Raw genomic sequence first — 23,657 nt, 5'->3', positions numbered from 1 at the left:
GGGGACTCGCGTTCGGCGGGTCGGGTCAGGAGTGCCAGCCTGCGGGATTCGAACACGACTCGCGGGAGATGCCCGAACCGGTCGCCGGGAAGTCACCGAACCGCTCGTGGTGCAGCTGCGCGAAGAAGTAGCACATCTCCTGGCAGTCCGCGTCCAGCACGGCCTTCTCGGGATCGCGGACCACCGCGGCGTAGTAGTCACGCCCGAGGGCGACGATGAAGCCCCGCGCGTACAGGAAGCCGTCGTCGGAGCCGTCGGTGACGGCGTGGATGTCCGCGCGGTCGATGTCGAAGAGCTTCCGCTCCAGGACCCGATCGAGATCGATCAGCTCCGCCGCCGACAGGTCCCGGCTCTGCTCCGTCAGATTGTGCACGAAGCCTTCGAAGGCACCCTCGAGGACGGAGAGAAGCGCGGAGTCGCCGTCATCGTCCGGACCGCGGGTCGCCAGTGCCCGCCGCGCCTGCTCGACGTCGTCACCCAACGGCGCCCACGCCGCTTCGAGCAGCTCCCAGAAGCGCGCTTCCTCATCAGCCGTGGGAAGGCGCTGATCACCCTGATCGACAGTCATTCGCGGATGCTATTGACCCCCTCCGACAAACACGCCGACCATCGACCAGCGGCTCGCCGCCCCCGCCTCCTGATGCTCGCCGCCGGTGTTGCCGGCATGGGGGACACAAGCGGGACGAAACCCAGTCCCCTGCGACGGCAACGAAGCAGCTGAGACGGCAAAGAGGCAAGAGCGGCGGCCGAGTCCCGAATCACGTGGTCCCGGGCCACGGCCAGGTGTGCGCATCGAGAACCGCTCGGGTGAGCTCGTCGGCGTCGGCGGCCTCGACCAGCCGCCACCCGGCCGGAGTCCGCACGAGCGCCCACCACGACCGGGTGCACCGTCCGAACCAGAAGATGAGGCCCGGGAACCGCTGGGAGATCACCCAGGCAGGGTCAGGGCTCGCCCACGAGCCGCTGGAAGGCTCGCGGGACGTGACCGCCGGAGGAACACGCCGGTCCGCCGCAGCCGCCTCCGTCATGGCGCACCGTCCTCACCGCGTGCCTTGAGGTAGGTGGCGATCCGGTGCGCGGCCCCGACCACATCGTCGGCCGCGTGCCGGTCCAGGTCGTCGCGCCGCCACACGAAAGCACCGTCGACCATCTGAACCGACAAACGCGGCGTCGTCAGGCTGAGCCGCACCGCCAAGGCCGGACGTGCGTCGCTCATCTCGACGCGGACCCCGCGCTTGATCAGCTCCCGGCACAGCGCGGTCAGCCGATCGACCTTGTCCGCATGGCTCCAGGTCGTGTGGGCGGGGCTCTCCTCTCCCATTCGATCCTCCTTGCCTTACGTGTTCGCTCGGTCACCGTGTGTCTCATCTCACCTCCGCTGAGGCATGATGGGAGGAGCCCCGACCGTGGGCCGGTGACAGGCCCACAGCAGCTGACGAAAGCCGCCGCATGAATGAGCAGACGCGACTCCCCATCGCCCTACTCCTCACGCGTCTACGCGCCGAGGCGCGGTTGTCCCAAGCCGACCTGGCCGCGCGGGTCAACGGGATCTCGCGAGCCAACCTGACGCGGTGGGACATCTCGCGGTACGAGCGCGGGGGGCGGATTCCGACCGTTCATCTCCCCGCTTTAGCCGTCGCGCTCGGCGTGGAGCTGAGCATGCTGGAGGAGGCGGCCTCGATCACGAGGGCGGTCCGCCGTGGCGAGGTTTCGGCCGTGAGCGGGGGAGGCGGCGGCCGACGGCACACCCCGGACGATGAGGAGCGGTTGATCCAGGCCGCGCGCCGTCCATCGCGCGTCGACACCGCCGTCGTCGCCGACCTGAGTGGGACCCTCGCGGGTCAGCGTCGTATCGAGGACGTGATCGGGTCTGCGGCGATCATCGAACCGGCCGGGGAACAGCTCAAGCTGACCATTCGGATCCTCCGCGAGACGCGCGGTCGTCTGGCCGACGACCTGGCGGCCGTCGCCTCTGGAGCGTCCCAGTTCAGCGGCTGGCTCCATACCGCCACCGGCCGCCACGAGGCCGCCGGAGCCCTGTACGACCAGGCGCTGCGGCTCGGCATCCAGGCGGGTGACGCGGACCTGGCGGCCACCGCCCTGTCCATGCAGGGCCACCTGGCATGGGTGACAGGCGATATCGGCTCCATGGTCGCCCTGTCGGAGGCAGCCGCGGAGACGGCCACGGCCACCGGAACCCGTACCGTCGCGATCCAGCAACGAGGCCGCGCGCTCGCGATCATGGGTGACAGGGACGGCGCGCTTCAGGCCCTAGGTGAGGCCGAACAGGTCCTCGCCGGTGGGTCGTCCGGTGGCGGCCCGGACTCCCTTTACTTTTATGGGCCGGAGATTCTCCGGATGCAGCGGGGGCTCATCCTGGCGTACCTGGCGGACGGCTCGCCCGCTCTCGTTCGCGCGGCGAACACCATCTCGGACGCGATCGAGGCCCTGGCTCCTGCCGTACGCGATTCCGAGTGGGTCGCCTGGTACCGGGTCCGAGCCGCTGCGGCCTTCGCGGCCGGGGGCGAACCCGACGCCGCGGCGGCGGAGTTGCGGCATGCCCATGCGATCGCCTCGGTGACCGGAGGTGCCAAGACCCTCGGAGAGATCGCCCGCGTTCACGCACGCATGGCCGCCACGTGGCCTGCGCATCCTTGCGTGGTGGAGCTCGAAGAACGGCTCGCCCACTGAACACCCGGTCGGCCGAGTTAAACGATCTTGAGGCGAAGATGATCTTGGAGCTGTAGCGTCGGGCGTGCCGTTCGGCGCCTCTCGGGAACACGCTGCCCCGCCGGGCGGCGGCGTCCCCTGTCGAGGATGAGGAAGGCACCGTTGAAACGACGTTCCAGGTCAGTGCTGATCGCGGCGGCCACCGTGGCCGCCTGCGCCATGGCGGCTCAGGCCGCGTACGCGGATGGTTCCGACCCTGCCAGTGTGGTGCCGGTCTCGGGGACCAGCGCACTGCCGGCGGGGTGTGGGTCGCCCGAGGGCGACGGGTACGTGCTGAACCCGAACACCGAGGTCCAGCCCATGGTGGCGCGGGACCCGAAGCGACCCGGGCACCTCGTCGCGGTCTACCAGCAGGACCGGTGGAACCGGTACGGCAGTAACGGGGCCGTCACGGCCGTGTCCGACGACAACGGCGCGACCTGGCACCGGTCGGCGAACCAGCCCGCCTTCTCCCGCTGCAACGGCGGCACCGCGGCGAACGGCGGGGACTACGACGTCACGACGGACCACTGGGTCACGGTCACGCCGTCCGGTGTGGCGGTGGCCGCGTCGTTCTCGCTGTCGAGGACCGGTGAGGTCACGGCGATGCTGGTGTCGCGGTCCGCGGACGGCGGCGAGCACTGGGACGCCCCGGTGACCCTGCAGCGGGACGACGACCCGGAGTTCTTCAACGACCGCCCGGCGGTCACCGCCGACCCCTACCACCCGGGCGTGGTCTACGCGGTGTGGGACCGGGTCGACACCCGGGCGGACGGCAGCTGGGTGCAGCCGGTCTACCTGGCGAAGTCGACCGACGACGGGCGCACCTGGACGACGAAGAAGGCGTACGACGTTCCGACGAACAGCGGCGCCATCGGCACCGAGCTGGTGCCGATGGCCGACGGGACGCTGCTGATCGGCATGCACCAAGAGACCGACACCACCGCCGCCACCCAGGTCATCCGCTCGACGGACGGCGGTGCCACGTGGTCGGCGCCGACGCTGAACGTGGCGGCCCCGTTCGCCGTGGGCACCAAGATCCCGGACCCGGACGGCTCGGGCGACCCGGTGCGCAACGCGACGCTGCCGCTGCTGGCGGCCCAGCCGAACAGCAAGGTGGTGAACGCGGTCTGGCAGAGTCAGGACGCCGACGGCACGTTCCACGTCGCGTACGCGCGGTCCGCCGACGACGGGAAGACCTGGTCCACGCCGGTGCGCGTGGACAAGACGCCCACCGGTTCGGCCGCGGTGCCCGCGATCGCCGTGTCCCCCGGCGGCACCGTGGCGGTCACGTACTACGACTTCCGGCACAACACGTCCGCCGCCACCCTGCCCACCGACTTCTGGGCCGTGACCTGCGCGGCGGACTGCACGAAGTCCGGGTCGTGGCGCGAGCGGCACGTGGAGGGCCCGTTCGACGCGCGGAAGGTGCCGTCGACGAGCTCCGGCCGGATGCTCGGTGACTACACCGGCCTGGTCTCGACCGGCTCGGCCTTCGTGGCCGTGTACGGCGTGGCCACCGGCGACGGCGCCAACCCGGTCGACGTCCACAGCGCGACCTTCTACAACTGACCGGGCCGGTGCGGCCCGCCGGCGCTTCCGGCGGGTCGCACCGCTCACGGCCTCCGGCCGGACGGCGACGGCGCGCACGAGGTTCGTGTGAAAACGATCACCGCGCCTCGACCGCGGCGGCGTCGCCCACCGGCCGCTGATCGGTGGAGTCAGACCGGATCAGTCGTGGGCACGGTCTCTCCTCGGGAGGGGCGGTGGTCCGGGTCGGTCGGCGATTCGTTCCCGGATCGCCGCCAGCAGCGCGTCCTGGTGGGGGACCAGGTAGAAGTGGTCGCCGGGGTAGACCCGCAGCGTGAACGCGCCGGTGGTCAGCTCGGCCCAGCGTCCGGCCTGCGCGGATGTGACGACCGGGTCGGCGTCCGCGGTGAAGGCGGTGATCGGGACGTCGAGGAGCGGGCCGGGCTCGTGCCGGTAGCACTCGAGGAGCCGGAAGTCGCTCCGGACGTACGGGAGGACGAGTTCGCGCAGCTGCGGGTCGGCGAGGGTCTCCGTGTCCGTGCCGCCGAGCCGGACGAGGCCGGCGACGAGGATGTCGTCGGGCTTGTCGTGAAGGACCTCCTCCGGCGATCCGCCCGGACGGTCGTGCGGGGCGCGGGAGGCGGAGACGAACAGGTGCGCCGGCGGAGTTCCGCGCGCGGCCAGGAGGCGGGCCGTCTCGTAGGCGATGGTCGCCCCCATGCTGTGCCCGAACAGCGCGACCGGCCGGTCCAGGAGAGGCCCGAGCGCCTCGGTGACGGCACGGGCGACCTCGCGGGCGTCGTCGACGAGGGGCTCGAACAGGCGATCCGCCCGGCCGGGGTACTCCGCGATGCGGACGTCGACGTCCGTGGCCGCCTGCGCCCAGGGCCGGTAGAACGCCGCCGACCCGCCGGCATGGGGGAAGCAGATCAGCCGCGTGGCCGCGGCGGGCCGGGCCTGGAAGGTGCGGATCCAGCCCGGCACCTCAGCCCCTCTCCTGCTGTTCCATGGCCGCGATGAGGCTCTTCGGGCGCATGTCGGTCCAGTGCTCGTTGACGTGGTCGAGGCAGCGGCCGTCGGGGTCTTCGAACGGGTCGGTCATGGCTTCAGACTCTCCTTCAATTTCGCGGCGACGTGGGCCGGTGGGCCGGGATCGGCCATCTCGGTGTGCGCGCAGTCGACCGGTACGCCTCGACTTCGCCCTGGTGCTCGTCGACCAGCGCGTACGAGCGGTCGTCGCCGAAGCGCGCGACCTGAGTGCGCAGGTGGTGCACGAAGCCCGTCATCGATCGTCCCCGTCTCCCTTTTCCCCGGCCGCGCGGATCCGCCTGGCCCACCGGGCGTCCTCCAGCGCGGCGCAGGCACGGCCGACGCCGTCCTCCGCCGCGATCCGCCGGCCCAGCTCCGCCGCCCGGCGGCGCATCCTCTCGTCCCCGGCGGCGGCCGTGATCCGCGCGGTCAGCGGCTCCGGCGCCAGCCGCTTGATCGGCAGCGGGGCCGGCCCGGCGCCGAGCGCCGCCACCCGGCCGCCCCAGAACCCCTGGTCGCCGAAGAACGGGCAGACGACGGCCGGGATCCCGGCCCGCAGCGCGGCGGCCGTGGTGCCCGCGCCGCCGTGGTGCACGGCCGCCAGCGTCCGGGGCAGCAGCCATGAGTGCGGCACGTCCCCGACCGTCAGGACGTCGTCGTCCGCCCCGTCCTCCCCGAACGCGAGGATCCCGCGCAGGCCCGCGGCGCGCAGCGCCGCCCGTACCGTCGCGACCATCGCCTCCGGGCGCGGCGGCGTCATGCTGCCGAACCCCACGTAGACCGGGGGCGGGCCGGCGGCGAGGAAGTCGGTGAGCCGCGGGTCCGGCGTCCACGCGGGTTCGTCCAGGAACCAGTACCCGGTGACGTGGACGTGCGGGGGCCAGTCCGGTGGCCGGGGCACGACGGCCTCGCTGAAGCAGGCCAGCACCGGGACGTCCCGTACGGTGCGGACCGGGCCGCCGAGGGGTGGCTTCGGCAGCGCGAGCGTGTCGCGCCGCCAGGTGCTCAGGATGGGCCGGATGAGCTGCCAGGCGAGCTGTTCCACCAGGTGGTAGCTCAGCCGGTTCGCGCCGCACGCCCGCGATACCAGGGGGTGCCGGAAGGCGCTCGTCGGCTGGCTGGGCTGGAAGTGGATCAGGGCGTGGTCGATGCCGAGGTACTCGGCGAGGTGGTGCCCGACGAAGCCCAGCGTCGGGAAGACGAGCAGGTCGGCGTCCTTACAGCCGGCGAGGATCTCGCCGAGCAGCATCTCGGCCATCGGCCGGATCACGCGGCGGAACCCGGCGACGAAGGTGAGCGGGTTGTGGCCGCGCCGCAGCCATTCGCGGACCTCGTCGGTCTCCAGGAGCCGGGCCGGGTCGACGGACAGGACGGTGGTGTCCAGCCCGGCGGCGAGCGGTTCCTGCCCGGTCGCGATGATGAGCCGGACGCCGTGGCCGCGCTCGGCCAGGCCCCGGCCGAGCGCGACGCAGGGCTGGACGTCGCCTCGCGAACCGGCGGCGAAGATGACGATGTCGCGCCGCACCCCGGTCACCGCACGCCCCCGGCCGACGGCGACCAGGCCCGCAACGGCGCCGCCCCGGGCGCGTCCGGCACGTCGGCGACCTCACCCCGGCTCCCGCTCCGGCTCTCACCCGAACTCTCACCCGGCGTCTCGCCCCGGCCTCCGTCCCGGATCTCGCCCTGGGGCGGGCCGTACGGCCGGGCGTGCCGGGCGCGGCGCGGGCGGGGCTGCAGCGTGAGCAGGGCGATGAGCGCGCCGAGGCAGACCAGGCCAGCGCCGCACAGCAGCCCGGCGGAGGTGGCGTGCTCGAACGCGGCGGCGCGGCTCGTCCCGGACGCCATCTCGGACCGCTGCCGCGCGGAGATGATCACGCCGATGACGGCGATGCCGAAGGCTCCGGAGACCTCGCGGCCGACGCTGAGGATGCCGCCCGCGACGCCGGAACGTTCCTCAGGGATGGAGGTCAGGACGTAGCCGGCGAGCGGCATGTTCAGCGCGGAGCCGGCGCCGATGAGGGCGACGCCGGGCAGCAGGTCGGCGTAGCCGTCGCCGGGCCGCAGCAACGCGAACGCCGCCATCCCGGCGGCCATGAGGAACAGGCCCCAGGCGATGGTGGAGCGGGCGCCGATCCTGCGGCCCACCCAGAACGACACGGGCGTCAGGGCGGCGATGACCACGGCCGGCGGCAGGAACACCGCGCCGGTCTCCGTGGGGGAGAACCGCAGCACCTGCTGCAGGAACAGCGAGGCGTAGAACAGCACGCCGTTGAAGCCGACGCCCCACAGGACCTGCACGGCGATCCCGCCCGCGAACGCCCGGCTGCGGAAGAACACCAGGTCGATCATGGGCGAGGCGGCCCACCGCTCGACCGTGACGAGCGCGGCGAGCGCCACGGCGGCCAGCGCGAACGCCCCGATCACCACGCCGCCGCCCCAGCCGTGCGCGGCGACATCGTTCAGCGCGTACGTTACGGCGAACAGCATGGTCCCGGAGGCGAGCATGCCGGGCAGGTCGACGCCGTCCGCGCCCGTGTCGCGCGACTCGGGGATCACGAAGACGCCCAGGAGCACGACGGCGAGGCCGGGCGCCAGGTTGACCAGGAAGATCCAGTTCCAGGCCCAGTGCTGGGCGATGTACCCGCCGGCCAGGGGCCCGAGGGCGAGCGCCAGCGCGGCGGAGCCGACCCAGACGACGGTGCCCCGCGCCTGCTCGCGTTCGGTACGGCCGACGGTGACGAGCGCGAGTCCCGCCGGGATGACCAGCGCGCCGCCGGCGCCCTGGACGACGCGGGCGGCGATCAGCGTCCCGGCGCTTCCGGCCAGCCCGGCGAGTCCGGACGCCGCCGTGAAGACGGCCAGGCCAATCAGGAAGACGCGCTTGCGGCCGTACACGTCGGCCAGCCGGCCGCCGGCGAGCATGACGCTCGCGAAGATCAGGATGTACGAGGTCGCGACCCATTCCAGGGCGGACAGGGAGATGTGCAGGTCACGCTGGATCGACGGTAGCGCGACGTTCACGACCGTGTTGTCCAGGGTGGTCATGAACCCGGCGACCGCGATCACAGTGAGCGTCCATCCATGTCGCGTGCGGGCCATTCGACCTATAAGGCCATATTCACTCCGGTGAGTCTTGTCATCGCGGTGATAACGCAGTTGAGAGAAAAGTGGCGTTTGTGCGCATCGGGACTCATGCCCGATAAGACACGGTGTTCACTTCTTCGCGTTGTTTCATCAGTGACCCTGCGTAATGGGGGTAGCACGAATGGCGGCCACCGAGCCGGACGTACCCGGCCCCCGCCGACCGGGAAAGCCGGCGATTCGCCGTTTCCTCGTCGACGCCGTGGCGAGCCGGTGCAAGGTGCCCGCCACCGAGGTCGACCCCGACCGCCCCCTGGACGAACTGGGCCTGACCTCGCGCGACGCGGTCGCCATCGCCGGCGAACTCGAAAAACTCGTCGGCGCGCGACTGCCCGCCACCCTCCTCTACGAACACCGCACCATCGCCCGCCTCGCCCACGTGATCGCCCAGGGTGAATTCTTCGCTCCGCACGGTGATTCGGCGAATGACGCGCCGCAACTTTCGGCCAATTCGGAGGAGCCCATCGCCGTCATCGGAATCGGCTGCCGATTCCCCGGTGGCGTCTCCGGTCCCGAGTCCTACTGGCGTTTACTGCTCGACGGCGGCGACGGGATCCGGGAGGTGCCCGACGGCCGCTGGGACCCCTTCGACGACGGCACCCTGGAGGACGTCACCCGGTTCGGCGGGTTCCTCGACGACGTCACCGGCTTCGACGCCCGCTTCTTCGGCATCACCCCCGACGAGGCCGACGTCATGGACCCCCAGCAGCGGCTGATGCTCGAGGTCGCCTGGGAGGCGTTCCAGCACGCGGGCGTCGCGCCGCCGAGCCTGCGCGGCAGCCGCACCGGCGTGTTCGTCGGCGTCTCCGCCCCCGAGTACGGCTACCTCACCGGCACCGCGCCCCTGCGGCCCTACACCGCCACCGGCGCCGCGCTGAGCATCGTCGCGAACCGCCTGTCCTACCTCCTCGACCTGCGCGGCCCCTCCCTGATCGTCGACACGGCCTGCTCGTCGTCGCTGGTCGCGACGCACCTGGCCGTACGATCCCTGCGCGCCGGGGAGAGCAACCTCGTCGTCGCCGGCGGCGTGAACGTCCTGCTCTCCCCGCTGATCACCAAGACGTTCGACCTGGGCGGCGCGACCGCCCCGGACGGCCGCTGCAAGCCGTTCGACGCGTCGGCGGACGGCATGGTCCGCGCCGAGGGCTGCGGCGCCGTCGTCCTCAAGCGCCTGTCCGACGCCCGGCGCGACGGCGACCGCGTGCTCGCGGTGATCCGCGGGTCGGCGGTCAACTCCGACGGCCGCTCCACCGGCCTCGTCGCCCCGAACGCCGAGGCACAGGTCGCCGTCCTCCGCGCCGCGTACGCCGGGCTCGGCCGCCCCGACTACGTCGAGGCGCACGGCACCGGAACCCTCCTCGGCGACCCCATCGAGGCCCGCGCCCTCGGCGCCGCCCTGCACGCCCCGGCTCCCGGCGGCCCAGTCCCTGGCAGCTCGGCCCCCGGCGGGCCGGATTCCGGCACCCCGGCTCCCGACGGCCCGAACACCGACGGCTGGGCTCCCGGCGGCCGGCCGACGCTCATCGGGTCGGTCAAGGCGAACCTCGGCCACCTGGAGGCCGCCGCCGGCGTCGCCGGACTGATCAAGGTCGTGCTCGCGCTCGCGCACCGGTGGATCCCGCCGACCCCGCACTACCGCGCGCCGAACCCGCACATCGACTTCGGCGGGCTCGGCCTCGCCGTCGCCGCCGAAGGAACACCCTGGCCCGAGACCCGCAACCGACCCGCCCTGGCCGGGGTCTCGGGCTTCGGGTTCGGCGGCACCAACGCGCATGTCGTCCTCGAAGCCGCACACGCCGAGGAGAGGGGCCCGCGCCGCCGCGAACCGGCCGTGCACACCCTCCTCCTCTCCGACGTGGAGGCCGGCCGGATCGGCCCGTACGCCGCCCGCCTCGCCGACTGGCTGGAGACCGGCGACGCGGCACTGCCCGACGTCGCCCGCACGCTGAGCCGCCGTTTCGGTCGCGGTCGAGCCGCCGCCGCCGTCGTGGGCCGCGACCGTACGGCGCTCGCCGCCGCCCTCCGCGCGCCCCGCATCACCGGCGTCACCACGGTCCGCGACGCCCCGCCGGTCTGGGTCTTCTCCGGGTACGGCGCGCAGCGACCCGGCATGGGCCGCCGCCTCCTCGCCGACGAACCCGCGTTCGCCGCCGCGATCGACGCGCTCGACGGGCCGTTCGCCGCGCAGGCGGGCTTCTCGCTGTGGGACACCCTGGAGAGCGGCGAACGCGTCACCGGCGTGTACCGCACGATGACCACACTGTTCGGCCTGCAGCTCGGCCTCGCCACGCTGCTGCGCTCGTACGGCGCCGAACCCGGCGCGGTGATCGGCCACTCGATGGGCGAGGTCGCCGCGGCCGTCGTCGCCGGCGCGCTGTCCCCGGAGGACGGCGTCACGGTCATCACCGGCCGGGCGCGGCTGCTCGACGGCATCGCCGGGGAGGGCGGCGGCGCGATGCTCGTCCTGGGCTGCGCCGCCGACGACGCCCTCGCCTACGTACGGACCGGCGCGGACGTGCACGTCGCGGTCCGGTCCTCGCCCCGGCAGACCGTCCTCACCGGCGACGCCGGCGAACTGGAGCGGGTCGCGGCCCGGGCGACCGCCGACGGCCTGCTCGCCCGCGTCGTCCAGGCGGAGGGCGCCGGCCACTCGCCCGCCGTCGACCCCATCCTCGACCCGCTGCGCGCCCGGCTCACGGACGTCCACGGCCGCCCCGCGGAGGTGCCGTTCTACTCCACCGTGCTGGAGGACCCCCGCGAGGCCCCGGCCTTCGACGGCGACTACTGGGCCGCGAACACCCGCCGCACCGTACGCCTCACCGACGCGGTCGCCGCCGCGGCCGAGGACGGATTCACGGCGTTCGTCGAGGTGAACGCCCATCCGCTGCTCGCCCAGGCGATCACCGAGACCGCCGGTGACGTGCTCGTCGTCCCCACCCTGCGCCGCCCGCCCCGTCGTCCCGATCGGGAACGGCCGCCCGAGGCCGACGACACCGTGACCTTCCACGAGGCCCTGGCCGCGCTGACCGTCCACGGCCACCTGCCCGCGCCCTCACCGGACGGCCGCGTCATCGACGTGCCCGCCCCCGCCTGGGAGCACCGCCGGCACTGGATCGACACGCCACCGCGCGGCACGACCGGCCTGCACCCCCTGCTCGGCGCGCACGTCGAACTCCCCGGCGAGGACCGCCACGTCTGGAGCGCCGACGTGGGCGCGGCGGCGTCCCCGTGGGCGGACCGGCCGTTCGGCCACCCCCTGCTGCCCGCCCCCGTCTTCGCCGAGATCGCCCTGGCCGCGGGCGCGGAGCTGCTCGGCCCGGACGTCACGGTCTCCGGCCTGCGCCTGCATCGGCCCGTGCCCCTGGAGGAGCACACGACCCTCACGACCTCCGTCACCCTCGCCGACGACGAGGCGACCGTCGAGGTCCACGCCCGCACCCCCGCCGCCACCTGGACCCCGGTCGCCTCCGCCACACTCTCACCGGCCACCGGCGCGTCCGCCACGATCTCAGCGGCCACCGACCACCCCGCCGGTGCCTCCGGCGCGCCCGCCACGATTCCAGTGGTCGCCGATCGCCCCGCCGGTGCCTCCGGCGCGCCCGCCACCGCCTCACTGGGCGACGGAGCGCCGGCCGGTGACACGGGCGTGGTCACCGAGGTCGAGATCGCACCGGCGGCGGAGGTGAACCGGCACTTCCGCCTCCACCCGGAGGTCTTCGGCCGCTGCCTGACCGCCGCCGCCGACCTGCTCGGCGACGGCGTCTGGCTGCCGGAGTCGATCGGCGCCCTGCGGGTGCGCGGCCCGGTGCGGCACGGCGGTCGCTGCCTCATCCGCGTCACCCCGGCCGACGAGGGGTACCTGGTCGCCCTCCGCCTGATCGGAGAAGGCGGACGGCTCCTCGCCGAGGCCACCGACATCCGGATGCGCCCGTACGGGCGCACGGATTCGCCCGTCCCGCTGGCCGTGAAACTCGCCGAGCTCACCTGGGAACCGGCCGAGGCGCTGGTGGCGGCGGGTGGCGGCGACCCGTTCGCGGACGCCGTCGTGCTGGCCGCTCCCGGCGACCCGATCGCCGGGGAACTGCCCGGCGGGGCGGTCCGCGAGATCGGCGACTGGACCGGCGCCGAGCGGTGGGCCCGCGACCTGGTGACCGCGCCGCGGGTCCCGGCCCACGTCGTCACCCTGCCGCCCGCCGACCTGACCGGCGAACGCCTCGTCCTCGCCGTGTCCGGCCTGGTCCGCGGCCTGACCAGCGGGTCCGTGGCGCCGCGCCTGTGGCTGGTCACCCGGGGCGCGCTGCGCCCGGCCGGGACCGGCGAGGGCGACCCGGGCCAGGCGTTCGCCGGCGCGATGGTCCGGGTGCTCGGGTTCGAGACACCGGCCCTGCGCGCCACCCACCTCGACCTCGACCCGGACGCCGCACCGGACGCGGCCGCCGAGGCGGTCGCCGCCGAGCTGCGCGCCCGCCCCGCCGACACCGAGATCGCCCGGCGCGGCGGCAAGCGGTACGTCGCCCGCCTCGCCGCCGCACGCCTCAACGACGACCCCGCCGGCGGCCGGACGCGCGCGGTGGTGCGGCGCAGGGCCGCGTACGTGATCAGTGGTGGGTACGGCGGGCTCGGCCTCGTGACCGCACGGCTGCTGGCCGAACGCGGCGCGGGCCGGATCGTGCTGTCCGGGCGGCACGGCCCGCCGCCCGAGGCGGAGAAGGCCATCAGCGAGCTGCGGGAGAGCGGTGTCGAGGTCGAGGTGGTCCTCGGGGACGTCGCCGCTCCCGGGGTGGCCGAGCGGATGGTCGCCGCCGCGGGGGACCGGCTGCGCGGTGTCGTGCACGCGGCGGGCGGGCTGGCCGACCGGATCTTCACCGACATTCAGGCCGCCGACCTGCGCCGGGTCTGGGGGCCGAAGGTCGACGGGGCGCACCGGCTGTACGCGGCGACGCGCGGCCGGGATCTCGACTGGTGGGTGGTGTACTCCTCGGCCGCCGCGCTGCTCGGCTCGCCCGGTCAGGGCGCGTACGCCGCCGCGAACGCCGCCGTCGACGCCTTCACCGGGTCGCTCCGCGAGCGGGGCGTGCCCGCGTACACGATCAACTGGGGCACCTGGTCGCGGGTCGGCGGCGCGGCGAACCTGCGCGGTGGTCCCGCGAGCGGCATCGACCCGATCACGCCGGAGGAGGGGGCGGAGGCGTTCGAGGCGCTGCTCGCCTCCGGCCGGGCGGCCACGGGCGTGCTCCGTTTCGACCCGCGGCAGGCCGTCGCGGCGTTTCCCGAGCTCGGTCGGATGCCGTACTTCTCCGCGCTGGTCGAGACGCTCCCCGAGGCCGCGGACGACTGGCCGGGCCCGGAGGCGCTGCGCGCGGCCGAGCCGTCCGCGGCCCGCGCGCTGGTGCGAGGCCGGATCGCCGAGCGCGTCGCGACGGTTCTGGGCTTCGCCCCCGACCCGGCGCAGTCGCTGACGGACCTGGGCTTGGACTCGCTCGTCGCGGTCCGCATCAAGAGCGCGCTCGAGACCGACCTGGGGCTGACCGTGCCCGCCACCGTCCTGCTCCAGGGCGGCAGCGTGAACGTCCTGACCACCTGGGCCCTCACGGAGCTGGGCCTGTCCGACTCCGGCCCGGCGGTCAGCAAGCCGCTCGTCCCCGAGTCGGCCGCCCCCGAGGCGCCCGTCCGGGAGTCGGCCGTCCGGGAGGCGGCCGTCCCGGCGGGGAGGCGCCCGGGGTTCGTCGACGCGCGTGACGCGGCCGAACGGCTCGTCGTCCGCGTGTTCCAGCGTGTCCTCGGCACGGAGCGCGTATCGGCGACCGACGACTTCTTCGCCCTGGGCGGGCGCGAGGACCAGGCCCGTACGGTGCTGGAGATCCTCGAGCTGGAGCTGGGCCGCCCGATCGACCACGCGGAACCGTTCGCCCGTCCGACGGTGGAGCAGCTCGCCTCGGTGATCCGCGCCGGCGAGGAGGAGGCCGCGCGGAGCGTCGTCCGGCCGCTCACCTCGGCGACCCGGGGCCGGCCGTTCTTCTGCGCGCATCCGGCGGGCGGGACGACGGGCGTGTACCGGCAGCTCGCGACGCTCGTCGGCGGCCCGTTCTTCGGGCTGGAGCGGTTCGCGGACGCGCCGAGTGTCGAGGAGCGGGCCGCGCGTTACGCCGGGCTGATCCGTGCGGCGCGGCCCGAGGGCCCGTACCGGCTGGGCGGCTGGTCCTTCGGCGGCGTCGTCGCGTACGAGACGGCCCGGATCCTCGGTGACGTGGAGCTGCTCGCGCTGATCGACGCGGGGATTCCGCGCCGCGCCGACGACCCGGCCGAGGCCGCGGCGCGCCGGTACGCCGACTTCGCGGCCTATCTGAACGAGACGTACGGCCTCGGCGTGGTGCTCGACGTCGAGGAGCTGCGGCGGCTGGACGAGGACGCGCAGCTCGGCCTTGTGATGGAGCGCGCCGCGCCGCTCATGGAGCGGTTGCCGCCCGCGATCCTTCAGCACCAGGTGACGTCGCACGAGGACACGCGGTCCCTGGAGGCGTACCGGCCGGGGCCGTACGGCGGGCGGGTGATGCTGTACCGCGCGACCGAGCCGACGCCCTGGACCGTACGGGACGCCCGCTACGAGCTCGATGAGACGAACGGCTTCGGTGACCTGTGCCCGCGGCTGGAGGTCGTGCCGATCCGGGGCGCCCACCACTTGAACCTGCTCGATCCGCCTGCCGTGCACGCCCTCGCCGGACATCTGGGGGCACTGCTCACCTAGTAGGAGGTTCCATGTCCGATCTGCTCGAAGCGGTCCGCGCGGGTGCCGGGCCCGCCGACCTGCTCGCCTGCGAGCTGCCGACGCGGTTCCGTGCCGCGCACACGCGCAAGGACGAGGTGGGCATCTTCGACGGCGAGACGGACAAGGACGTCCGGCGCTCGATCCACGTCGGTGAGGTCGAGATGCCCGAGCCTGCCCCGGACGAGGCCGTCGTCGCGGTGATGGCGGCGGCGATCAACTACAACACGGTCTGGTCGGCGATCTTCGAGCCGATCCCGACGTTCGCGTTCCTGGAGAAGCTGGGCCGTACCGGCCCGTGGGGTGCCCGGCACGATCAGCCGTGGCACATCCTCGGCTCGGACGCGGCGGGCGTCGTCGTACGGGTCGGTGACGGCGTGCACAACTTCAGGGTCGGTGACCGGGTCGTCGTCCACGCCGGTGTGATCGACGACCAGGAGCCCGCCAGCCAGGAGGACGGGGTGTCGAGCCACGCGCTCGCCTGGGGGTTCGAGAACAACTTCGGGGCGTTCGGGGAGTTCACGGTCGTCAAGGCGAACCAGCTGATCCGCAAGCCCGCGCACCTGACGTGGGAGGAGGCGGCGGCGAACACGCTGTGCGCCGCGACGGCGTACCGCATGCTGGTCGGCGCGCACGGCGCCCGGATGAAGCAGGGCGACGTCGTGCTGGTCTGGGGCGGCACGGGCGGCCTCGGCTCGTACGCCGTGCAATTGGTGAAGAACGGCGGCGGCATCCCGGTCGCGGTCGTCAGCTCGGAGGAGAAGGCCGACCTGGTCCGCCGGCAGGGATGCGAGCACATCATCAACCGCACGGAGCTGGAGCTCGGTGACGAGGGGCTGCGCAGCCCGAAGGCGTGGCGGCGGCTCGGCGAGCGGATCCGGTCCCTCACCGGCGAGGACCCGCACATCGTGTTCGAGTACCTCGGCGCGGAGACGTTCGGGGCGTCGGTGTACGTCGCCCGGCGCGGCGGCAAGATCGTCACCTGTGGTTCGTCGACGGGCTACCGGCACGAGTACGACAACCGGTTCCTGTGGATGAACATCAAGAGCATCGTCGGCAGCCACGGCTTCAATTACCACGAGGCGGTGGAGACCAACCGCCTGATCGGCCTCGGCATGCTCCATCCGACGCTGTCCACGGTGTACCCCCTGGAGGAGGCGGGCGAGGCGACCCGGGCGGTCCAGACGAACCGGCACATCGGCAAGGTCGGCCTCCTCGTCGCCGCCGAGCGGGAGGGCCTCGGCGTCGAGGACTCCGCCCTGCGTGACCGCGTCGGCGAGGAGAACCTGACCTTGTACCGCCGCTGACCGCCGCACCGACCCTCACCGCCGAGGATTCTTCTCGTCCGGCGACCGGAATCCTCGGCGCGAGGGACCGTACGGCTCACGAGGCGGTCTGGTCACCGGCTTCGAATGCCGGCTCGGGGCGCGTGAGGTCGTCCCTGGTGACGGAGAACGCGACAGCGCGGTGCGCATCGTGTTCGGCGAGCCGGGCGACGAGCGATGCCCGCACGTCGTCGTAGGTGTCGGACCCGAGGGGAAGGCGCAACGGCGTCTCACCGGAGTCGACGAGGTTGATCATCGCGTCGGCGATCTTCTGTGGATCGTTGGGAAGGTCGAAGGAACCGTCGGCGAGCGCGCGGCGCACCTCGGCCGCCGGAGTGTTCTCGTACTCCGGCATGATGGGTGCGGCTTCGAGGGCACTGCCGAATCCGGTCGGCGTCGCGCCGGGCTCGACGATGGTGAGGCCGATTCCGAACGGCGCGATTTCGCGTGCCGCCGTCTCGCAGAAGCCTTCGATCCCCCACTTTGAGGCGTGGTAGTAGCTGAAGTTCGGGTAGGTGGTCTGACCCCCGGCGCTCGAAACCTGCAGGATGCGTCCGCGTCCTTGAGCGCGCAGATGTGGCAGCGCGGCGCGGATGACGCGGATCGATCCGAGCAGGTTGGTGTCGATCACCCGCCGGATCTGCTCGTCGCTCGTCTCCTCGACGGAGGCGAATACGCCATGGCCGGCGTTGCTGACGATGACATCGATGCCGCCGAGCGTCTCGAAGGCTTCGGTGACGACCCGCTGCACCTGTTCGGGATCGGTCACGTCGAGCTGCGCGAGCCAGAGGCGGTCGCCGTACCGGGCCCGCAGGTCCGTCAGCGCCTCGGGTCGGCGCAGGGTCGCTGCGACGCGGTCGCCGCGTGCCAGCAGCCGCTCGGTGAGCAGACGGCCGAAGCCGGAGGACGTGCCGGTGATGAACCAGGTAGTGGACACGATCTTCCTTTCGTCGATGTCGTCTTCGACGCTAGGAGTTCAAGTCGACTTGAAGTCAAATTCGTATAGTGGCGTGCATGGCGAACACCGAGAAGGTCGCGCTCAGCATCGGCGAGGTCAGTGCGCGGACCGGCCTGACCACCCCCACCCTGCGCTTCTACGAACAAGAGGGGCTGCTCCCTCCCGTGCGGCGCAACGCCGCAGGACGGCGCGTGTTCACCGAGGGGGACGTGGCCTGGCTGGAGGTGTGCGCGAAGTTGCGCTCGTCGGGGATGCCGTTGCCGGAGATCCGGCGTTACGCGGACTTGGTGCGGGAGGGTGCCGGCAACGAGGCGGAGCGCTTCGAGATCCTGCGCCGGCACGAGGAGAGGGTGCAGCAGCAGGTCACCGACCTGCAGGAGGCTCTCAGCGTCATCCACGCGAAGGTCGAGATCTATGCCCGGCATCTCGTCGCGGGCACGGCCGACGAGCTGTGGCGCAACGGCCCTGAATGCGATCGGGTTCCCGACTGGTCCGCTGACTCCGCGCAGCTGGGTGAGGCTTAGCGGGAACCCGAGCGCAGGACGACGATGAGCGGCCAGGAGCTCAGATGCGGATCACGATCTTCCCCCGCGTGCGTCCGAGCTCGGCGTACGCGTGCGCTTCCGCGATCTGTTCGAGCGGGTAGGTCCGCTCGATGCGCGGTGTGTAGCGGCCCTGCCGGCCGAGTTCGCCCGCTTCGGCGAGGAGCGCGGGGTCGTTCTCCGCGTTGGCCAGATGCACACCCAGGCGATGCGCGCTGGCGTAGTCGGCGATCGTCGACACGCGAGCGGGGTCGCCCACGATCGCGACGAGGTCGGCCAGAGACCCGGAGGCCGCGGTGTCGAGCGCGAGGTCGACACCGTCCGGAGCCAGGGTGGCGAGGCGCTCCGCGAGGCCGGTGCCGTAGGTGGTGGGAACGGCGCCGAGAGAGGTGAGGAACTCGTGGTTGCGCTCGCTGGCCGTCCCGATCACGGTGGCGCCCTGAGCCACCGCGATCTCGACCGCGGCACTGCCCACGCCTCCGGCGGCGCCCTCGATGAGAAGGCTGCGCCCCTGTAGGGGACCGAGCGCCTTCAGCCCGCCCATCGCGGTCACGGATGCCAGACCGGCGCCGGCGGCCTCCTCGTCGGTCCACGTCGTGGGTGCGTGCGCCCAGGCCGAGAGCACGGCCAGCTCCGCCGTCGCGCCGGTGACGCCGCCCAGCCCGAAGACACGGTCGCCGACGCTCACCCCCTGCACGCCCTCCCCGATCTCGTCGACCACGCCGGCGGCGTCACGGCCGGGAATCGCCGGCAGGTCCACGGGGAGCACCTCGCGCACCGCACCGGAACGCACTTTCCAGTCGACCGGATTGACGCCGGCCGCCGCGACGCGGATGCGGATCTCGCCGGGCCCGGGATGAGGGTCCGGTACCTGCTCGACCACGAGGGTCTCCACACCGCCGTACTCGTGATAGCGGGCTGCGCGCATGACGTTCTGCCTTTCCACACACGGCTTGACCCGGCCGTCCGTGAGATCAGAGGGGTGAAACGCTCGGTGAACGCCGACGCTCACCACGCTAAGACCTCACATTGGTGTCAGATGCAAATCCGCCGGTCCGTCACCCGCCCGGGCCGCTGGTGGCTCAGCGCAGGAGAGACCGTGCGGTCGGGGCCAGCGTCAGGTGCTGAGGCGCGCTCGTGAGGACCGCCGACAGCCGCGGCAGCACATCCTCGCGCCACCCCCGGGAACGCTCCAGTCGCCGTTGGTGCGCGGTGGCGTCGGCGTGGCCGGCGAACCGGGCGAACCATACGAAGAAGTTCTCGCCGGTCCGTACGGGCAGCGCGGGGTAGGTGTTCTCGGCGTGCTCGGTCTGCAGGTACGCCAGCGGCGACGCGCCGGCGTGGCCGCTCAGCTCACCTGCAAGGTCTGCCGGAGCACGTCTGCGATCGACGTACGGCCCAGCTCCCGTCGCAGGGCCTGCTGGGCTCCGCTGTAGATCGACCCCAGCGCCGGGCGAATGCCCTTGCCGACCGGGCACTCGAGGTTCGGCTCGGTGTGGTGCATCCCGAAGACCGGATCGCCCTCGACCGCGTCGTAGACCTCCGCGAGGGAGATCTCTTCGGGCGGCCGGGCGAGGCTCCAGCCGGCCCCCGGCCCGTGGCGAACGCTGACGAGACCCGCCCGGCGAAGGTCGCCGAGGCTGCGACGAATGATGACCGGGTTGGTGTTGACGCTGGCGGCGACCTGGTCCGACGTGAGCTGCTCCCGTCCCTGCCGCCGCGCCAGCGCGAGCCAGGCGAGAGCGTGCACGGCGATCGTGAGCCGACTGTTGGCCGCCATGAACCACCTCCTGTAACAGAAAAGGTTACAGCGAGTCCGTCCGCGATCGAGGGGGTGCACGAAACACTCGGTCAAGGTGTCCATCCCGGCAGCAGGGTGGCGACAGGGACCCCCGAGCGGTGCGGTGGCTGAGCGATGTGACGGAGCCCTGATCGAGGTCGGGGTGTGGGACCCCGACGGCGCGACGATGCCGCGGGTCATCGATCCGGAGCAGGCTGACGAGACCGGGCGTGAGCTGTTCCTGATCCGGGAGCTGACGAACGGACGCCTTGGCTGGCAGGCGTCCCGCACCGGGGAAAGGTCGTCTGGGCCCGGTTCGGTCCTTGAACTCCCCGCCTGGGCGAGGCGCCATCCTCAACCTCGCTTACGCCCGTGTGAGCGGCTGCCGGGTTACCGGCGCGCCGTACCCGACGAACCCGGTCAAGGGCCCGTTCGTCGGGGGCCCGTCGAGGCGCGGGGGGCCAAGACCGGCCGCAGGCGTTCCGAATCGACGTTCTCGCCCGCCAGCAGGCGGGTCAGGAGTTCGAGGGCGCGGCGGCCGATCTCGCGCATCGGGACGGCGACGCTGGTGAGGGGGATCGGCAGCTCGGCGGCCAGCGGGGTGTCGTTGTATCCCATGATCGCGATATCCGTTCCGACGTGGAGGCCGTGATCACGGGCGGCGCCCAAGGCGCCGATCGCCGCGAAGTCGTTCACGGCGAAGATTGCGGTGGGCCGGTTCGGCGACCTGAGCAGCCGGTCGGCGACGGCTCGCCCGCCGGAGGTGTCGAACGGGGAGTGCAGCACCCGATCGTCCGGGACGCGGATGCCGTGCTCCCGGTAGTGGCCGACGAAGCCGGCGGTGCGGTCGGCGCCGGTGCTGGCGAACGGCGGGCCCGCGATGACGGCGACGTCGGTGTGGCCCAGGCCGAGAAGGTGCTCGGCGGCCAACCGGCCGCCGAGCCGGTCGTCGGGCGTCACCGAAGGGTGATTCCCGGCCCTGCGGTTGACCAGGACGAACCGCACCCCGTCGGTGGCCAGTCGGTCGAGGAACGCGTCGTCGAGGCGGGCGTCGCCGAAGATCAGGCCATCGACGCGACGGGCGAGGAGCATCTTCGTCCGCGTTCGCCGGGTCTCGTCGTCGTCCAGGCTGTTGGCGGCGATGGTGGTGAGCCCGCGTTCGCCGGCGGCCTCATCGATGCCCTCGTAGATCGTCGACAGCACGAGGTCGGAGAGCCGGGGGACGAGGACCCCGACGAGCCTGCTGCGCCCGGTGCGCAGACCGCTGCCGTGGGGGTCGGGCTGATAGCCGAGTTCGGCGGCCAGGCGGCGGATGCGCTCGGCGGTATCGCCGGAGGCCGCGCGCGCACCGCCCTCGGAGGGACCGTTCAGCACGCGGGAGACGGTGGAGACGTGCAGCCCGAGCTGGTCGGCGATGGACCGCAGAGTCACCGGGCGAGCCTTCGGGTCCGCCACGAACCCCTCACCTCCTTCGGCACCGGCTCACCCTACGCCGGTGGCCGAGTCCCGGGGCAACCGTTGAGCCGCCCACCCGTACCCTGCGAGTAACCGGTGAGCCGTCCACCCCGTACGGGAGGCGGGTGAGCCCCCCGTCCCGTACTCCGTGGGAGACCGGTGAGACCGCCCCCCGTACCACGGGTGAAATGGATCACGTCGTACCTCTTGACGGCCTCCGGTAGTGGCGTCCATGCTAACCCAAACGTTTGGCCCAAACGTTTGGGTTACGGAAAGGACCCGCGATGACGACCACCCCTTCGCACGGACCATCGGCGCCCGACTCGGCCGTCAGCCCGGCGCGGGTCGCCGTGATCCAGTTCGACCCCCAGGTCGGCCTAGAGAACCGCGCCGCCAACTCCGAACGGGCCCTCGCCCTGGTGGCCCGCGCCGCCGAGGACGGCGCCACGCTGATCGTCCTGCCGGAGCTGGCGACGACGGGCTACAGCTTCCGCGACCGCGCGGAGGCGTACGACCACGCGGAGAGCGTCCCAGGCGGTGAGACGGTCCGGGCCTGGGAGTCCTTCGCTCGGCAGCGCGGGGTGTACCTGGTCGGCGGCCTGGCCGAGCGCGACGGCGTGCGTCTCTACGACACGGCCGTCCTCGTCGGGCCGGACGGCTACGTCGGCCGTTATCGCAAGGCCCACCTGTGGAACGAGGAGAAGCTGTGGTTCACCCCGGGTGACGTGGGCTTCCCGGTGTTCGAGACGCGGATCGGGCGGATCGGCCTGCTGATCTGCTGGGACATCTGGTTCCCCAAGGTGCCCCGGCTACTGGCCCAGCAGGGCGCCGACATCATCTGCAGCGTCAACAACTGGGTGTGGACACCACCGCCGATCTTCGACGAGAGCGGCCGGTGCATGGCCTCGTACCTGACCATGACCGCCGCGCACGTCAACAACGTGTTCATCGCCGCCGCCAACCGGGTCGGGACCGACCGGGACGCCCGTTTCTTGGGCTGTTCGCTGATCGCCGGGACCAATGGCTGGCCCATCGGGCGCGTCGCGGGCGCCGATGAGGAGACGATCCTGGCGGCCGACATCGACGTCGTCTCCGCGCGTAGCGCACCGATCTGGACTCCGCTGAACGACCTGATCCGTGACCGGCGCACCGACCTGTACGACCCGATGCTCGGTTACACCCTGAACCCCGCGGCCCCGCGCTGAGGACGGGTTCCGATGACCACGACGACGCTCCGCGCGTCCGGGCGTCCGCACCCCCTCCGGCTCTGGGCCACCGCCGCCACGGTGGTCGCCCTGGCGTCATCGCTGGCGGTGGCGCTCACCCTCCTGCGGCCCGCGCTCCCGGAGCTCGTGCCCGGTTACAGCTCCTGGCGGCTCGGCTACGCCCATCCCGCCTGGTACCTCTACTGGATCCTCGGCGACACCACCGAGGCGACGCTGGCCAAGTCCGCTCTCGGGGGTCTCCTCATGATCGGCGGCGCGGCGTTCGCACACGCGGCCCGGCGGCGGGGAGCCCGCTACCAGGGCTTCACGCAGGCGTGCGGCACGGGGATGTGGCCGTGGGTCGCCCTGAGCGGCGGCCTGGGGGTGGTGGCGAGCAACCTGATGTGGGGGTGGACGCTGTCGACGCCGGGCGGCTGGCAGCCGACGTTCGCGCCGTTCGTGTCGGTGCCGCCCGCGGTGGTGATCCTGTATGGCGAGGGCTGGCTGGTCGCCGTGACCGGGGCCGCGCTGGGCGCCACCCTCGTGACACCCATCGCCGTGGTGGCGGTGAACGACGTGTGCGTGCCGCTGGGCCTGTCACCGGTGGTGGGCAGCGTGCTCGCCATGTCCCTCGGCGGCCTCATCGCCTGCTCGATCTGTATGAGGCTGCCCTGGATGCCACCCCTCCGGGCGAGCCTCACCCCCGTCGAGCCGACGCCGCCGGCCCAGGTACGCCACGGCCCCTCCTGGGTGCCGCGCCGGATCCTCGCGGACTTCACCGAGGCCCACTTCTACGGCAATGAGTGGGCCGGCGCCGGGCTGCTGCTGGGCTGCGTGCTGCACTACCTCTTGAACCCCGCCGCCCCCGCGTACGGCAGCGGCCTGCTGCCGCACCTGCTCGCCGCACAGATCCTGACGGCGGCCTGTGGCGTGCTGGTCTGGCGCGGGGGCCACGCGGCGCACGGCTGGTACCCGACCTTCGTCCCGGTCGTGTCGGTCGCCCCGGCCACTGTGCTGGCCTTCGGTGGAACGCTCCCGGCGATCATCTCGGGCGCCGTGCTCGGCGCGCTCGTCGCACCCCCGCTCGGTGCGGCGCTGGCCCGGCGGCTGCCGCCGCACCTGCCGCCGATGGTCGCCTACACCGCCACCATGGCACTGTGCACGGCGACGATCATCCCGCTGCTCGACCTGCTCGCCGGCTTCCGGCACGTGTGACGACG

At 72.8% G+C, this 23,657-nt stretch carries 18 protein-coding genes; 7 read left to right on the top strand and 11 right to left on the bottom strand.

The window, feature by feature from the left end:
* Positions 1 to 25: 25 nt before the first annotated feature.
* The 3 genes from NE235_RS29065 to NE235_RS29055 form a co-directional block, all read right to left on the bottom strand.
* Positions 26 to 568, bottom strand: a complete 543-nt coding sequence (locus tag NE235_RS29065; protein WP_252808467.1) for a DUF4240 domain-containing protein — start codon at positions 566 to 568, stop codon at positions 26 to 28.
* Positions 569 to 758: 190 nt separating this feature from the next.
* A complete protein-coding gene (locus tag NE235_RS29060) occupies positions 759 to 1,028 on the bottom strand; it encodes a hypothetical protein (RefSeq protein WP_252808466.1) in 270 nt (89 codons plus the stop codon).
* Positions 1,025 to 1,321, bottom strand: coding sequence for a hypothetical protein (locus NE235_RS29055; protein ID WP_252808465.1), 297 nt, complete (start codon positions 1,319 to 1,321; stop codon positions 1,025 to 1,027). The genes NE235_RS29060 and NE235_RS29055 overlap by 4 nt, the downstream gene beginning before the upstream one ends.
* A gap of 128 nt (positions 1,322 to 1,449) precedes the next feature.
* Between NE235_RS29055 and NE235_RS29050 the strand changes: the two genes are divergently transcribed.
* Both NE235_RS29050 and NE235_RS29045 read left to right on the top strand, forming a co-directional pair.
* Positions 1,450 to 2,691: a helix-turn-helix domain-containing protein gene (locus NE235_RS29050; RefSeq protein WP_252808464.1), complete on the top strand. Its 1,242-nt coding sequence runs from the start codon at positions 1,450 to 1,452 to the stop codon at positions 2,689 to 2,691.
* A gap of 141 nt (positions 2,692 to 2,832) precedes the next feature.
* A complete protein-coding gene (locus NE235_RS29045) occupies positions 2,833 to 4,281 on the top strand; it encodes a sialidase family protein (protein ID WP_252808463.1) in 1,449 nt (482 codons plus the stop codon).
* Between the two features lie 159 nt (positions 4,282 to 4,440).
* Here NE235_RS29045 and NE235_RS29040 read toward each other — a convergent pair whose 3' ends face one another.
* The 4 genes from NE235_RS29040 to NE235_RS29025 form a co-directional block, all read right to left on the bottom strand.
* The gene (locus NE235_RS29040; RefSeq protein ID WP_252808462.1) at positions 4,441 to 5,223 is read right to left on the bottom strand and encodes a thioesterase II family protein; all 783 of its coding nucleotides are present in this window, start codon (positions 5,221 to 5,223) and stop codon (positions 4,441 to 4,443) included.
* A 134-nt stretch (positions 5,224 to 5,357) separates the two neighbouring features.
* The gene (locus tag NE235_RS29035) at positions 5,358 to 5,525 is read right to left on the bottom strand and encodes a hypothetical protein (RefSeq protein WP_252808461.1); all 168 of its coding nucleotides are present in this window, start codon (positions 5,523 to 5,525) and stop codon (positions 5,358 to 5,360) included.
* Positions 5,522 to 6,802, bottom strand: a complete 1,281-nt coding sequence (locus NE235_RS29030) for a glycosyltransferase (RefSeq protein ID WP_252808460.1) — start codon at positions 6,800 to 6,802, stop codon at positions 5,522 to 5,524. The genes NE235_RS29035 and NE235_RS29030 overlap by 4 nt, the downstream gene beginning before the upstream one ends.
* On the bottom strand, positions 6,799 to 8,367 hold the full coding sequence (locus NE235_RS29025; RefSeq protein WP_252808459.1) for an MFS transporter: 1,569 nt from the start codon (positions 8,365 to 8,367) through the stop codon (positions 6,799 to 6,801). Before NE235_RS29025 ends, NE235_RS29030 begins: the two co-directional genes overlap by 4 nt.
* 166 nt (positions 8,368 to 8,533) lie before the next feature.
* On the opposite strand from NE235_RS29025, the gene NE235_RS29020 reads away from it, so the two are divergent.
* Positions 8,534 to 15,154: a type I polyketide synthase gene (locus tag NE235_RS29020; RefSeq protein WP_252808458.1), complete on the top strand. Its 6,621-nt coding sequence runs from the start codon at positions 8,534 to 8,536 to the stop codon at positions 15,152 to 15,154.
* Between the two features lie 11 nt (positions 15,155 to 15,165).
* On the top strand, positions 15,166 to 16,479 hold the full coding sequence (ccrA, locus tag NE235_RS29015; protein WP_252808457.1) for a crotonyl-CoA carboxylase/reductase: 1,314 nt from the start codon (positions 15,166 to 15,168) through the stop codon (positions 16,477 to 16,479).
* A gap of 76 nt (positions 16,480 to 16,555) precedes the next feature.
* Here the strand turns inward: ccrA and NE235_RS29010 are convergent, their stop codons facing one another.
* Positions 16,556 to 17,434, bottom strand: a complete 879-nt coding sequence (locus NE235_RS29010; protein WP_252808456.1) for an SDR family oxidoreductase — start codon at positions 17,432 to 17,434, stop codon at positions 16,556 to 16,558.
* A gap of 77 nt (positions 17,435 to 17,511) precedes the next feature.
* On the opposite strand from NE235_RS29010, the gene NE235_RS29005 reads away from it, so the two are divergent.
* Positions 17,512 to 17,979 (top strand): MerR family transcriptional regulator, encoded by a 468-nt coding sequence (locus NE235_RS29005; RefSeq protein WP_252808455.1) that lies wholly within the window; start codon positions 17,512 to 17,514, stop codon positions 17,977 to 17,979.
* A gap of 40 nt (positions 17,980 to 18,019) precedes the next feature.
* Here the strand turns inward: NE235_RS29005 and NE235_RS29000 are convergent, their stop codons facing one another.
* From NE235_RS29000 to NE235_RS28990, 3 genes are all read right to left on the bottom strand, one after another.
* A complete protein-coding gene (locus NE235_RS29000) occupies positions 18,020 to 18,925 on the bottom strand; it encodes an NADP-dependent oxidoreductase (protein ID WP_252808454.1) in 906 nt (301 codons plus the stop codon).
* A gap of 420 nt (positions 18,926 to 19,345) precedes the next feature.
* Complete coding sequence (locus tag NE235_RS28995; protein ID WP_252808453.1) at positions 19,346 to 19,777, bottom strand: Rrf2 family transcriptional regulator; 432 nt, start codon at positions 19,775 to 19,777, stop codon at positions 19,346 to 19,348.
* Between the two features lie 420 nt (positions 19,778 to 20,197).
* Entirely contained in the window at positions 20,198 to 21,232 is a 1,035-nt protein-coding gene (locus NE235_RS28990) for a LacI family DNA-binding transcriptional regulator (protein WP_252808452.1), read from the bottom strand.
* A gap of 284 nt (positions 21,233 to 21,516) precedes the next feature.
* On the opposite strand from NE235_RS28990, the gene NE235_RS28985 reads away from it, so the two are divergent.
* Positions 21,517 to 22,437, top strand: coding sequence for a nitrilase family protein (locus tag NE235_RS28985; protein ID WP_252808451.1), 921 nt, complete (start codon positions 21,517 to 21,519; stop codon positions 22,435 to 22,437).
* Between the two features lie 12 nt (positions 22,438 to 22,449).
* A complete protein-coding gene (locus NE235_RS28980; RefSeq protein WP_252808450.1) occupies positions 22,450 to 23,652 on the top strand; it encodes a hypothetical protein in 1,203 nt (400 codons plus the stop codon).
* Positions 23,653 to 23,657 lie beyond the last annotated feature (5 nt).

This window comes from Actinoallomurus spadix, assembly GCF_024055725.1.
Classification (GTDB): Bacteria; Actinomycetota; Actinomycetes; order Streptosporangiales; family Streptosporangiaceae; genus Actinoallomurus; species Actinoallomurus spadix.
The sequence above is the reverse complement of the archived record's forward strand: the minus strand, read 5'-3'. Positions and strand labels throughout refer to the sequence as shown.